Raw genomic sequence first — 13487 nt, forward strand, 5'->3', positions numbered from 1 at the left:
TGCGCGGACCGCTTTCCCGGTAAAAGCAGGCACGTCAGCGCCCGCATATCCCTAGTAGGCGCTGAGGCCGGTGCCCTTGTAGACCTTGTCGAACTCGGCCTTCACCGCCTCGTTCTGATAGGACGCCACCAGCGTCTTCACCCAGGCCTCGTTCTCATTGCCGACCTTCACCGCGATGAAGTTGCGGTAGGGATTGTCGGCGATGGGCTCCTGCGCAATGCGGTTTTCCGGCGTCAGGCCGCTTTTCAGCGCCCAATCGGTGTTGACGACGGCGGCGTCAAGGTCCTCGACCGAACGGCCGACGATGCCGGCATCGAGCTCCTTGATCACCACCTTCTTGGCATTCTCGGCGATGTCGGCGGTGGTGGCCAGAATACCGGTGCCGTCCTTCAGCTTGATAACGCCCTCGTTCTGCAGCACGCGCAGCGCCCGGCCTTCGTTGGACGGATCGTTAGGCACGCCGATAACCGCGCCTTCGGGCAGGTCGACGACCTTGGTGTACTTCTTCGAGTAGAGGCCGATCGGCCACACGCCGGTATAGCCGACGCGGACGATGTGGTAGCCCTGTGTCTTGATCTGATTGTCGAGATAGGGCTGGTGCTGGAAGGCGTTGGCATCGATTTCGCCACGCTCGAGCGCCTCGTTGGGCTGGGTATAGTCGTTGAACACCACGGTCTCGATGGTGAGGCCCTTTTCGGCCGCCTGCGCGACAACGACGCGCCAGACATCCTCGTCCTCACCGCTGATGATGCCGACCTTGATCGCCTTCTTGTCCTCGGCGAACGACGCATGAGGCGCCATCAGGCTGCCGATCGCGACAGCCGACGCGAACAGCAGAGCAAGGCCACTGCGCCGGTTGAGGGTTGACCAAAGGGAAGATGGCAAAGTGCTTTTGAAGTCAGTCATGATTGATCTCTGCGGTTGTGAAGTCATGGCAGCCGGGCGGATTGCCGAGCCTTGAACACATCGTCAGAAATTCTATCGATTTTATCAAAGAACGCGTTTCGCCGTTCTCGTCAAAGCCGGGAATATTCTCTCAAAAATTTCAGGAGACTGAGCAAAAGACGCCGCCGGACCGACCGCAGGGGGGCCGCAGTCGATCCCGGTGCGCCCTGAGAGTGAGGCAGAATCCAAGAGAACCGGCGCTGCCGTTGGTCTTAGAAAGCGATCCAGGCAGTCTTGAGGTCGAGATATTTGTCCAGCGCGTGCAGCGACTTGTCGCGGCCGAAGCCGGATTGCTTAACGCCGCCAAGTGGCACGGTGATGTCGGCGCCACCATAGGTGTTGACGTGGACGACGCCGGCATTGATGGCGCGCACCATGCGATGCGCGGTGGAGAGGTTGGCGGTCCACACCGCCGAGGCCAGTCCATAGACGGTCGAATTGGCAAGGCGCACCGCCTCCTCCTCGGTCTCGAAGCGCATGACGCCGAGCACCGGCCCGAACACCTCCTCGCGGGCCAGCTGCATGTCCTGCGTCACGTTTTCGAAGATCGTCGGCGCCATGTAGCTGCCGCCGGTCTCGGCGAGAATTCGTTCACCGCCGGTGAGCAGCCGGGCGCCTTCGGCTTGCGCCCGCTCGACGAAGCCGAGATTCTTGTCCAGCTGTTCGGAGCTCGACACCGCGCCGACGTCGCTAGAGAGATCGAGCGGATCGCCGACCTTCAGCCGCGTGGTCGCCGAGAGCAGCTCGTCCATGAAGCGGTCATAGACCGACGCCTGGACGAGCAGGCGCGAGCCGGCGACGCAGACCTGGCCGGAATTGCGGAAGATGCCGTTGGCCGAGACGACCGCCGCCTGCTTCAGGTCCGGAGCGTCGGCAAAGACGATGTTGGGCGACTTGCCGCCGAGTTCGAGGAAGACCCGCTTCAAATTGGAACGCGCTGAATATTCGAGCAGCCGCCGACCGACAGGCCCCGAACCGGTGAAGGCGATGGCGTCGACATCCATATGCAGGCCGAGCGCTTCGCCGGTGACCGCGCCGCGCCCGGTGACGACGTTGAGCACACCGGCGGGAAGTCCGGCCTCGATTGCCAATTCGGCCAGCCGCAGCAGCGTCAGCGAAGCGATCTCCGGCGGCTTGACCACCACGCAATTGCCGGCGGCGAGCGCGGGCGCAATCTTCCAGGCGCCGATCATCAGCGGAAAGTTCCACGGCACGATGACGCCGACGACGCCGAGCGGCTCCTTGTGGATCAGCCCGAGCACGTTCTCGGCCGTCGGCGCGATCTCGCCATAGGTCTTGTCGATCGCCTCGGCATAGTAGCGGATGGTGCCTACCGCCGAGAGCGGTTCGGCCTTGTAGGCCATGCCGATTTCGGTGCCGTTGTCGCGTACGCCAAGCACGGCCAGTTCGTCGGCATGCTCTTCGACCAGCTCGGCGAGTCTTGTCAGCACCTTCTTGCGGAAGGCGGGTGCCGAGCGCGACCACGAACCTTTCTCGAAGGCCTTGCGCGCCGACATGACGGCGCGGTCGATGTCGGCGGCATTGCCGTCGGCGATGTTGGCGAAGGGCCGGCCGTCGACCGGCGATGTCACCGGTAGGCTCGCGCCGCTCATGCCATCGATCTGCAGGCCATCGATGAACAGGCGCCGTGCGCCGATTTCCGTCTTGCGCAGGGCGTCGATGGCATTTTGGCTGATCATTGGTAACGGACTCCCAGGAAACATGCGCTAGAGGGCGACGCGATACGCCGCCCTCTAGCTTCGCTCAATCCTTCAACGGCTGGCCGAGATTTTCGAAGGCGACCGGATCGCGGCTCTTCAGTGCGCTTGCCAGCAGCAGCCCGACAACAGCGGCAATCAGCACCAGCCCGGGCAGGAACACGCCGAGGAAGCCGCTGGCCCCGGACAGGCCGCCGAAATTGACGACGATCAGGTAGATGATGACGACGAAGGCGATGAAGGTCAGCCCGGGCAGGATGGTGGTCTTCAACGCGTTCTCCTGCGCAGCCGGATTGGCCCGGAAGAACATCACCACGGCCAGTGAGGCCACCGCCATCATGACGATGACGCCGAGCGTCGCGACATTGGTCAGCCACGAGAACAATGCCAGCACTGGATCGAGGCCGAGCACGGCGAACAGCCCGACGACGATTGCCGCCAGCACGCTCTGGATGACCGAAGCGACATGCGGGCTCTGGTGCAGCGAATGCGTCACGCCGATCGTCTGCGGCAGAAGCTTCTCGCGGCCCGAGACGTAGATGTAGCGGGCAACCGCATTGTGGAATGCCAGCACGCCGGCAAACAGGCTCGAAACGAACAGGATGCTCATCGCGTGCGACAGCATCGTTCCGGCGTAGCGATCGGACAGGCCGAACAGGAAGGTCGTCGGATCCTGCAGCCCCTGCAGCGCCGGCAGCAGCTTGTCGACGCCGGCGCCGACGGCCATCAGCCATGCCGTGACCATGTAGAAGACGCCGATCAGCAGGACGGAGAAATAGGTAGCACGCGGAATGGTGACCTCGGGGTCGCGGGCTTCCTCGGCATAGATGGTCGTCGCCTCGAAACCGATGAAGGCGGCAAAGCAGAACAGGATGGCGATGGCCGGTGCACCTGATGTGATCTGGCTCCAGCTGAACGGCGCCGCCGACAGTCCGCTATCGCCGCCGGTCTTGAGGATGGCGATGTCGAGGACAAGCACCACCAGATATTCGCACAGCACCAGCACGGTCAGGATCTTGGCCGACAGGTCGACCTGGCGATAGCCGAGCACGGCGACCAGCGCGATGGCGATGAAGCTCCATACCCACCAGGGCAAATTGATGCCCCAGCCGGCAAACAATCCGGCTGTCGCTGCGCCGAGCAGGCCCATGACGCCGATCTGCATGGCATTGTAGGACAGGATCGCGATTAGCGCCGTGGCGCCGCCGGCCAGGCCGCCAAGGCCGCGCGCCGCATAGGCGTAGAAGGCGCCGGCATTGCCGACATGGCGCGACATCGTCACATAGCCGACCGCGAACAGCAGCAGCAGGATGGTCACGATGAGATAGGTCCCGGCAAAGCCGGCACCGTTGCCCATCAGCATGCCGAGCGGCGTGCCGCCTGCCACCGCCGTAAGGGGGGCCGCCGCCGAAATCACCATGAAGGTGATGGCGCCGACGCCAAGACTGTTCTTGCGCAGCCTGTTGGCCGGCGCCTGCTCCGTAACTGCTGACATTGGTCCCTCCTGTGTGCGAACCCTTGGGTCCGCCGGCCAATCGGCCTGTTCCATCTGCTCTGGATGCCGGTTCATTATGTGAACCCTTATTTTGAATATAGACTTGCAAACAAAGCCGATGCCTGTCAAGTTAATTCACACGTTAAATGATTAGTCGAAGGAGGCGAAGTTGGGTACGGTCGGCAAGGCGATCTCACTTCTGGAGCTGTTCACCGTCGACGAGCCCGAACTCGGGCTGTCGGATCTGGCGCGCCGGTCGGGCTTCGACAAGGCGACGACGCGACGGCTGCTGGTGGCGTTGACCGGCCATGGCTTCGTCGAACAGGATGCCGCCACCCGGCACTATCGCCTCGGCGCCGGCCTGTCGCGTCTGGCCCGCGTCCGCGAGGCGCGCTTTCCCTTCCTGCAGACAGCGGTTCCCCTGGTGCGGGACCTCGCGGCGTCCACGGCCGAGACCGTGCATCTGTCGGAATTCGGCGTCGATGCGTTGGTCACCGTCCATGTCGAACATCCGGCCTGGGCAAACCGGGTCAATATCGATATCGGCCAGCTTCTGCCGCTGCACTCCACCGCCTCCGGCATCGCCTATCTGGCCTTCGCCCGCGACGAGACCGTCAAGGCATGCCTGACGGGCTCCCTCAAGGCCTTCACGACGCATACGCTGATCGAGCCGGCCGCCATTTCCAGCTCCATCGAGGAGACGCGCGACCGCGGCTATTCGATCTGCGACCAAGGTTTCGAGGAAGGCGTGATCAGCGTCGCGGCGGCAATCCGCGCGGCGGACGGCTTTGCGCTTGGCACCATCGCGGTGGCCGCGCCGAAGGCCAGGACGACGGCGGCGGCGATCGCGGAACGGGGGCTTGCGGTGATGGCCGCGGCACGGGAGATTTCGATGCGCCTCAACGGCGAAAACCTGCAAACCCTGAGGAGGCAGGCGTGATGTCCGCAGAGACGGCAACAGTGCCCCGCATCCTGGTCATCGGCACCGGTGACACCAAGGCCGACGAGCTCCAGTTCATGAAGCAGTGCATCGAGGCATCGGGTGGCCGCGCCGTGATGATGGATGTCAGCGTGCTGGGCGACCCGCCCTACAGCCCCGATCACGACAAGCATGCCGTTGCGCGCGCCGTGGATGTGACGATCGCCGAGATCGTTTCGAGCGGTGACGAGAACACCGCCATGACGCTGATGGCCGGTGGCGCCGTGCAACTGGCGCGCAAGCTTTATCAAAGCGGCGAGATCGATGGCTTCATCGCCATCGGCGGCTCGATGGGAACCGACCTTGCGCTCGACGTGGCGCTTTGCCTGCCGCTCGGCGTGCCGAAATTCGTCGTCTCGACCATAGCCTATTCGCATCTCATCCCACCCGAACGCGTCGCGCCCGACCTGATGATGATCCTCTGGGCGGGTGGGCTTTATGGCCTCAACACCATCTGCAAGGCGGTTCTCTCGCAGGCCTGCGGCGCGGTTGTCGGTGCGGCCAGGATCATGCTGGCGTCGCGCGCCACGGCTCCCGCCACCGGCCCAACCATCGGCATGACCTCGCTCGGCAGCAGCTGCCTGCGCTACATGAAGACGCTGAAGCCTGCGCTGGAGCAGCGTGGCTATGATGTCGCCGTCTTCCACACCACCGGAATGGGCGGCCGCGCCTTCGAATCGATTGCAGGGCAAGGCCATTTCTGCGCGGTGTTCGACTTCAGCCTGCAGGAAATCACCAACCATCTCGCCGGCTCCGTCGTCAGTTCCGGCATCGACCGGCTGGAGAACGCCGGCGCCCGCGGCATTCCGCAGATCGCGGCGCCCGGAGCCGTCGACATGGTCGATCTGCCGACCTGGCAGGATTTGCCGGCTAAATTTGCGCAACGCCCGTTCCACGCTCATAACAGGCTGATCGGTTCGGTCACCGTCGATGCCGACGATCGCCGCCAGGTCGCCAGGACCATCGCCGCCAAGCTCGGCGCGGCGAAAGGGCGCTCCGCCTTCATCCTGCCCTCCGGAGGCATCCAGGAATGGGACATGCAGGGCGAGCCGCTCCACGAGCCAGAAGCTCTCGCCGCCTTCGTCGACGAAATGCGCAAGGCCATGCCTGTTGGCGTAGAGTTCCACGAGATCGACGCCCACATCAACAGCGACGACTTCGTCGGCAAGGCGCTCGAGATCTTCGACCGATGGGTCGAGGAAGGCATCGTTCCGCGCGGCATGCCTGTCAATGGAGTGGCCGCGTGAGCGTTCCTTCGGCCCAGGCGCTGGTCCTGGATTTCGGCGGTGTCGTCACCCGGACACTGTTCGAGACGCATGCCTTGACGGAACAGGCGCTCGGCCTCGAGCCGGGAACGCTGCACTGGCGCGGCCCGTTCGATCCGGACAGCGATCCGCTCTGGCGCGCGATGCAGGCCGACGAGATCAGCGAGCGCGACTATTGGCGTACGCGCACAGGCGAGGTTGGCCGGCTCGTCGGCGAAGATTGGCAGGTGATGGAAACCTTCGTCCGCCGTGCGCGCGGGGCGGAGCCGGAAAAGGTGGTGCGGCCGGAGGCCGACAGCGCCATCCGCGCTGTGCATGCGGCGGGGATTCGCCTGGCGATCCTGTCCAACGAGCTCGACCTCTTCTACGGGGCCGACTTCCGCCGGCGGCTGCCGCTGCTCGGCCTGTTCGACACAATAATCGACGCCACCTATACAGGCATCCTTAAGCCCGACCCTCGCGCCTATACCTTCGTTACCGAGGCGCTTGGTCTGCCCGCTAGCGCCTGTGTCTTCGTCGACGACCAGCAGCGCAATGTCGATGGCGGCCGCACTGCCGGCATGCGCACCGTTCATTTCGATGTTGCCCGGCCAGCACTTTCCTACGCCGAAGCCCTCGGCCATTTCGACCTCGTCCCAGCCGTCTGAGACCATTTGCGGAGCCTGCCATGCGCGACATCAATTTCCTCACCGAAAAGAACGCCAAGCCGATCTGGCATCCGATGGCGCATCCGGCCGAGATGCGGGCCAATCCGCCGAAGATCATCATGAAGGGCGAGGGCGTCACCGTCACCGACATTGACGGCAAGAGCGTGCTCGACGCGGTCGGCGGCCTGTGGAACGTCAATCTCGGCTACAGCTGCGATCCGATCAAAAAGGCGATCGCCGACCAGCTCGGCGCGCTGCCCTACTATTCCGGCTTTCGGGGCACCTCGACCGGGCCGTCGATCGAGCTCGCCTACGAGCTCAGCGAATGGTTCGAGCCGGAAGGCATGGTGCGGACGTTCTTCACCTCGGGCGGCTCGGATTCGGTCGAAACCGCGCTGCGGCTGGCCCGGCAATACTGGAAGATCCGCGGCCAGGGTGATCGCACCAAGTTCCTCGCCCTGAAGAAGGGCTATCACGGCACGCATTTCGGTGGCGCATCGGTCAACGGCAATGCCAATTTCCGCCGCAACTACGAGCCGCTGCTCCCCGGCGTCTTTCATATCCCGGCGCCGTGGACCTTCCGCAACCCGTTCGACGAGACAGATCCGGCGCGGCTGGCGAGACTCTGCGCCAAGGCGCTGGAGGACGAGATCGCCTTCCAGGGCGGCGACACCATCGCCGCTTTCATCATGGAGCCGATTCTGGGTGCCGGCGGTGTGATCGTCCCGCATGAGAGCTTCATGCCGCTGATACGCGAGATCTGCGATCGCCACGAGATTCTGCTGATCGCCGACGAGGTGGTCACCGGCTTCGGCCGTACGGGCGCATGGTCGGGCTCGCGGCTGTCAGGTGTGAAGCCGGATTTCATGACCATCGCCAAGGCGATCACCTCAGGCTATTTCCCGCTCGGCGCCACGCTGATCGGCTCCAGGGTTGCAGACGTCTTCGAAGCTGACAAGACCAGCTTCGGCTCGATCGGCCACGGCTATACCTATTCCGGCCACCCGGTCGGCTGCGCCGCGGGGCTGGCGGCACTTGCCGAGACCAGACGGCTTCGCCTGAACGAGAACGCGGCCGCGCGCGGTATCGAACTCGCAGCCGTGCTGGAGGGGCTGAAGGCCAGGCACGCCATCGTCGGCGATGTCAGGTACAAGGGCCTGATGGCGGCACTCGAACTGGTCTCGGATCGCGCTACCAAGAAGCCTACGGACAAGAAGACCATGGCCGTGGTTTCTGAGACGGCCTATGAAGCCGGCGTCATGCTGCGCGTGTCCGGCAACAACATCATCCTCTCGCCGCCGCTGATCATCAGCGCCGCCGACGTTGTGAAGATCGGCGAAGCGCTGGACGCGGGGCTGTCGAAGGTCTGACGCGGCTACAACGGAGTTTCGGTACACAAATGGCTTATTCGCAGGAAAAACTGGCCGAGGAGGCGCTGGTTAGCCGGCGTTCCCGCCTACTCGGCGCGAAATCGCAATTGTTCTACGATGAGCCCGTGCATGTGGTGCGCGGCGAAGGCGTCTGGCTCTATGATGCCTACGGCCGCAGATATCTCGATGCCTACAACAATGTCGCCCATGTCGGCCATTGCCATCCGCATGTGGTCGAGGCCCTGTGCCGGCAGGCAAGCCTGCTCAACACCCACACGCGTTATTTGCACACGGCCATCCTAGACTATGTCGACCGGCTGACCGCGACCTTTGACGCCAACCTGTCCACCGCCATCCTGACCTGCACCGGCAGCGAGGCCAACGACATCGCGTTGCGCATGGCGCAGGCCGCCACCGGCCGCATGGGCATCATCGCCACCGACGCCACCTATCACGGCAACACGTCCGCCGTTTCGCAGCTCAGCACGCGCATGCCGCCGATCGGCGGCCGTGCCCGCCATGTCAGGCTGGTGCAGGCCCCCGACAGCTATCGCCATCCGGAGGCGATGGCCAACGGCAAGGCTTTTGGCGACGCTGTGCGCGAAGCCATCGCCTCGCTGGAGCAGGACGGCATCGGCCTGTCCGGCATCATCCTGTGTCCGCTGCTGGCCAATGAGGGTTTCCCTGCGCTGCCGTCTGGATTCTTCGACGACGCGCTGCGTGCGGTGCGCGAAGCCGGCGGCCTGATCATCGCCGACGAGGTGCAGCCCGGATTCGGCCGCACCGGCAGCCATTTCTGGGGCCACCAGCGCGCCGGCTTCGTTCCCAACATCGTCACCATGGGCAAGCCGATGGGCAACGGCCACCCGGTCGCCGCCGTGGTCACCACCAGCGACATCCTGGCGACCTTCCGCAACGCGTTCCGCTACTTCAACACCTTTGGCGGCAACCCGGTTTCCTGCGTGGTGGCGAATGCCGTTCTCGATGTTCTGGAGCGAGAAGATCTCGTCGCCAACGCACGCGATGTCGGCGCCTATGCGCAGGGCCTGCTGCGCCCGCTGGCCGAACGCCACGAATGCATCGGGGAGGTCAGGGGCGCCGGGCTGTTCTTCGGTGCCGAACTGGTTCACGACCGCAAGACGCGCGAGCCGGCATCAGACATTGCCGAGCAAGTCGCCAACCGGATGCGCCATCGCGGCGTGCTGATGGGCAAGACCGGCATCCACGGCAATGTGCTGAAGATCCGCCCGCCCATGCCGTTTTCCCGCGACGATGCCGCCTTCCTGATCGGCACGCTCGACGAGGTGCTTGATGAAGTTGGCGGAGTTTCGGCGTGAACGCTGTTTCCGTGCCGTCCGAACCGGAAGATGCCGCCACCGTCACCGAACTGGCGCGGCGCGCGCTCCAGCATTGGGGCATCCGCGACGGTGAGCCCGAGCTGCTGAAATTCCGCGAGAACGCCGTTTTTCGGGTCCACTTGCCCGATGGCCAGCCGGCGGCCATGCGCGTTCACCGGCTTGGCTATCATTCAGACGCCGCGCTGCGCTCGGAACTGCAATGGATGGCCTTCCTGCAGTCGGCCGGCGTCGCCACGCCGTCTCCGGTCGCGACGCTGACCGGCGACCTGTTCGTGCCGGTCGATGCCGGCACATCGGGGCCGCGTCGCCAGGTCGATTGCCTCAGCTGGCTGGAGGGCCGCGCCGTCGGGGCGCGAGGCGTGCCGCTGGACTACACGCCCGAGCAGGCAAGGCAGGTTTTCACGGCGATAGGGCGAACCGTCGCCCATATGCACAATGTCACCGCCGCCTGGACGCCGCCCCCCGGCTTTACCCGCCATGCCTGGGATTTCGACGGCTTCTTCGGCCCGAGCCCAACCTGGGGCCGCTTCGAGACCTCGCCCTTCCTTGATGGTCCTCGTCGGGAACTGGTTTTCCAGGCGCGCGAAAAGGCCGTGAGGGCCTTGTCGGAACATGAACGCAGCGCCCGCAATTTCGGCATTATCCACGCCGATCTGGTGCGCGAAAACGTGCTCGTCCATGACGGCGCGATCCGCATCATCGATTTCGACGATTGCGGCTATGGCTGGCACATGTACGATCTTGCCGTCGCCCTCTACCAGAACCGCGAGGAGGCGATCTATCCGCTGATCGAGGCCGCCCTGCTCGACGGCTATCGGCAGCGGCGGGAACTGACGGCGCAGGACATCGCAGCACTGCCGCTGTTTTCAGCGTTGCGCGCCTTCGCCTTCCTCGGCTGGGTGCAGAGCCGCGTCGAAGGCGACATCACCAGGGATGTCGGCATGCGCATGTCAGCCATCGCAGCCGATGTGGTGATCGCCAATCTGCATGGCGGCTGATCGGGGTTGCCGACCGTCAGGCGAAGTGAATGCTGACCGTGCCAGAACTGCCGAAATCGGCGACGATAGTGTCGCCGGACCGCGCCTCGACCGGCCGCACGAAGGACCCCGAGAGAACAACGTCCCCGGCCGCGATCGACATGCCGTAACGGGCGAGCCTGTCCGCCAGCCAGGCAATGCCCATCGCCGGATGGTTGAGCACGCCGGCGCCAAGCCCGGTCTCCTCGACCTCGGCATTGCGCGAGACGATGGCGCCGATCCAGCGCATGTCAGCCTCCTGCGCCCGCTGCGGCCGGCCGCCAATGACGATGCCGGCATTGGCCGCATTGTCGGAAATCGTGTCGAAGAAGGTGCGCGCCTTCTTCGTCTCCGCATTAACGCGCTCGATGCGCGTGTCGAGGATTTCGAGCGCCGGCGTGATGTAGTCGGTGGCGTTGAGCACGTCGAGGATCGTCACGCCCGGACCCTTCAGCGGTGCCTTCATGACAAAGGCGATCTCGGCCTCGACGCGTGGCTGGATGAAGCGGCCGGCGGGAATTGTCGCGCCATCGCTAAAGAACATGTCGTCGAACAGCACGCCCGAATCAGGCGTGTCGATGGCCAGCGCATACTGCATCGCCTTGGAGGTCAGCCCGATCTTCCAACCCTTCGGTTTCAGCCCGGCATCGATCTTGCGCGTCACCAGGGCGGCCTGCACGCGATAAGCGTCCTCCATCGTCGCCTCGGGAAAGTCGAGGCTGAGCAGGCGGATCTGGCGGCGCGATCGCTCGGCCTCGAACAGCCGCGACGCGGCGTCTTCCACTTGCTCGGGGGTCATGATGCTGCCTCGTCGACGACGCCGTTCTTGAGCACGCCGATGGCTTCGGCCTCCACTTCGATCACATCGCCCGGCTTCAGCCAGATCGGCGGCTCGAAGCGGGCGCCGGCACCCGTCGGCGTGCCGGTGACGATGATATCGCCGGGCACCAGCGTGGTGAAGGTGGAGATATAGGCGATGATCTTGCGGAACGAGAAGATCATCCTGCTGGTGCGGTCCTGCTGGCGCAACTCACCATTGACGCGGGTGGTCAGCGCGATGTCGGCGATCTGCGCCTCATCCGTGAACGGCACCAGCCACGGGCCGATAGAGCCGCTGCGGTCGAAATTCTTGCCTTGCGTGACGTTGAACTTGGCATGGCGCACCCAGTCGCGGATGGTGCCCTCATTGCACAGTGAGAGTGCTGCGATGTGATCGAGCGCGTCGACTTGCGCGATCCGCCGGCCGGCCTTGCCGACGACGATGACGATCTCGCCCTCATAGTCGAACTGCGGTGATTCCGGCGGCCGCACCAGCGGCGCGCCATGGCCGACGAACGAGCGCGGAAAGCGGATGAACAGCGACGGATTCGCAGGTGCTGCCTGGCCGTCCTTGTACTCCTCGTTGCGGTCGGGATAGTTGACGCCGACGCAGATGATCTTTTCCGGTGCCGGGATCGGGATATCGTAGGCGATGGCGTCGAGCGGGAAATCGGCGGCGAAGGCGTCGGCCTCTTCCGCCAGGCGCAGCAAGGCGCCGGCCTCGATCACCTCGCGCAGCGTCGGCCACTGGCCGTGGCGGGCCGACAGGTCGACGACGCCCTTGCCGGTGATCGCGCCATACCGTGCCTTGCCGCCGACGGTGAAGGTGGCGAGCCGCCCATATCCAGTCATCCGGGTCTCCTCATTGGGCCTGCGTCCGCCATCAAGGCGCAATGATCGGCGACGCCGTCAGATCGGGGTCGCGGGCCGCAACCCCGGCAAATGCACTGCCTTCCTCGAACCAGCTTTTCGGTGCCGGGGCGCCCCACAGCGTCTGGCGCTGCGGGTCCTTGAGGTCCCATTTGATCGGCTCGAGGTCCGGGTCGACCGTCTGGTAGTCCGAGCAGTAGATCTCAATGCGATGGTTGTCCGGATCGCGGACGTAGAGGAAGAAGGCGTTGGAAATGCCGTGCCGGCCGGGGCCGCGTTCGATGTTTGCGAGATAGCCGGTCGTCGCCATCAGGTCGAGCAGGTCGATGATGTTGAGCGGCGTCGGCACCCAGAAGGCGACGTGATGCAGGCGCGGCCCGATGCCGTTGGTGAAGGCGATGTCGTGGACGCCGCCCTTGCGGTGCGTCCACGCCGCCCACAGCTTTCCGCTGCTGGCATCCTCGGTGTATTCGGTGACGCGGAAGCCGAGCTCGTTGTAGAAGGCGACGGACTCGTCGACATTGGGCGAGAAGCAGTTGAAGTGATCGATGCGCAGCGGCTTGACGCCGTGATAGAGCGCATATTTCTGATGGATCGGCGGCAGCCGCTCCATCTGGGCGTAGAATTCAAGCGGTATGCCGTGCGGATCGCGGGTGCGGAAGGTGCGCGACTGGTAGGGTCGCTCAACCCATTCCACCGGCAGGCCTTTTCCCGCAAAGAAATGCTCGGCCTTGTCGAGGTCCTCCTCGGAAAACAGCTTGAAGCCAAGATCGCGCGCTTCGGCGGTGGCGCCCTTCTTCAGCACGATGCAGTGGTGCCCACGCTCCTCCAATGCCCTGAGATAGATGGTGTCTGATGTCTCGTCGGTGACCTGCAGGCCGAGCGTGTTGACATAGAAAGCGCGGGACCTGGCGAGGTCGGTGACGGCCAGCTCGACATGGCTGAGGCGCACGATGTTGAATTCAGGGTAGAGATTGGGCTTGGGCAAGGGCATTTGATTTCCTC

12 protein-coding genes are annotated in these 13487 nt (G+C 64.5%); 6 read left to right on the forward strand and 6 right to left on the reverse strand.

The annotated features are described in order from the left end of the window. Window positions 1-51: 51 nt before the first annotated feature. The 3 genes from AC1DZU_RS01080 to AC1DZU_RS01090 form a co-directional block, all read right to left on the reverse strand. On the reverse strand, window positions 52-906 hold the full coding sequence (locus AC1DZU_RS01080) for a MetQ/NlpA family lipoprotein (protein ID WP_477280943.1): 855 nt from the start codon (window positions 904-906) through the stop codon (window positions 52-54). A gap of 251 nt (window positions 907-1157) precedes the next feature. Further along, window positions 1158-2645 (reverse strand): aldehyde dehydrogenase, encoded by a 1488-nt coding sequence (locus AC1DZU_RS01085; protein WP_477280945.1) that lies wholly within the window; start codon window positions 2643-2645, stop codon window positions 1158-1160. A 64-nt stretch (window positions 2646-2709) separates the two neighbouring features. Next, window positions 2710-4158, reverse strand: coding sequence for an APC family permease (locus tag AC1DZU_RS01090; RefSeq protein WP_477280947.1), 1449 nt, complete (start codon window positions 4156-4158; stop codon window positions 2710-2712). Between the two features lie 169 nt (window positions 4159-4327). Here AC1DZU_RS01090 and AC1DZU_RS01095 point away from each other — a divergent pair, with 169 nt between their 5' ends. From AC1DZU_RS01095 to AC1DZU_RS01120, 6 genes are read left to right on the forward strand one after another with little or no spacing between them, the layout of a single operon-like run. After that, on the forward strand, window positions 4328-5098 hold the full coding sequence (locus AC1DZU_RS01095) for an IclR family transcriptional regulator (RefSeq protein WP_477280949.1): 771 nt from the start codon (window positions 4328-4330) through the stop codon (window positions 5096-5098). Beyond that, on the forward strand, window positions 5098-6384 hold the full coding sequence (locus AC1DZU_RS01100; RefSeq protein WP_477280951.1) for a Tm-1-like ATP-binding domain-containing protein: 1287 nt from the start codon (window positions 5098-5100) through the stop codon (window positions 6382-6384). The genes AC1DZU_RS01095 and AC1DZU_RS01100 overlap by 1 nt, the downstream gene beginning before the upstream one ends. Beyond that, complete coding sequence (locus AC1DZU_RS01105; RefSeq protein WP_477280953.1) at window positions 6381-7049, forward strand: HAD family hydrolase; 669 nt, start codon at window positions 6381-6383, stop codon at window positions 7047-7049. Before AC1DZU_RS01100 ends, AC1DZU_RS01105 begins: the two co-directional genes overlap by 4 nt. Window positions 7050-7069: 20 nt before the next feature. Next, complete coding sequence (locus tag AC1DZU_RS01110) at window positions 7070-8419, forward strand: aminotransferase class III-fold pyridoxal phosphate-dependent enzyme (RefSeq protein ID WP_477280955.1); 1350 nt, start codon at window positions 7070-7072, stop codon at window positions 8417-8419. A gap of 29 nt (window positions 8420-8448) precedes the next feature. Further along, complete coding sequence (locus AC1DZU_RS01115; protein WP_477280957.1) at window positions 8449-9756, forward strand: aminotransferase class III-fold pyridoxal phosphate-dependent enzyme; 1308 nt, start codon at window positions 8449-8451, stop codon at window positions 9754-9756. After that, window positions 9753-10775, forward strand: a complete 1023-nt coding sequence (locus AC1DZU_RS01120; RefSeq protein ID WP_477280959.1) for a phosphotransferase enzyme family protein — start codon at window positions 9753-9755, stop codon at window positions 10773-10775. Before AC1DZU_RS01115 ends, AC1DZU_RS01120 begins: the two co-directional genes overlap by 4 nt. Window positions 10776-10791: 16 nt before the next feature. Here the strand turns inward: AC1DZU_RS01120 and hpaH are convergent, their stop codons facing one another. Genes hpaH through hpaD form a run of 3 tightly spaced genes read right to left on the reverse strand, consistent with a single transcriptional unit; the run spans window position 10792 to window position 13476 of the window. Next, window positions 10792-11595, reverse strand: coding sequence for a 2-oxo-hept-4-ene-1,7-dioate hydratase (gene hpaH / locus AC1DZU_RS01125; RefSeq protein WP_477282175.1), 804 nt, complete (start codon window positions 11593-11595; stop codon window positions 10792-10794). Beyond that, a complete protein-coding gene (locus tag AC1DZU_RS01130) occupies window positions 11589-12464 on the reverse strand; it encodes a fumarylacetoacetate hydrolase family protein (RefSeq protein WP_477280961.1) in 876 nt (291 codons plus the stop codon). Before AC1DZU_RS01130 ends, hpaH begins: the two co-directional genes overlap by 7 nt. 31 nt (window positions 12465-12495) lie before the next feature. Then, window positions 12496-13476, reverse strand: a complete 981-nt coding sequence (gene hpaD, locus AC1DZU_RS01135; RefSeq protein WP_477280964.1) for a 3,4-dihydroxyphenylacetate 2,3-dioxygenase — start codon at window positions 13474-13476, stop codon at window positions 12496-12498. Window positions 13477-13487: the final 11 nt, after the last annotated feature.

The organism is Mesorhizobium sp. P2_A12 (assembly GCF_056405075.1).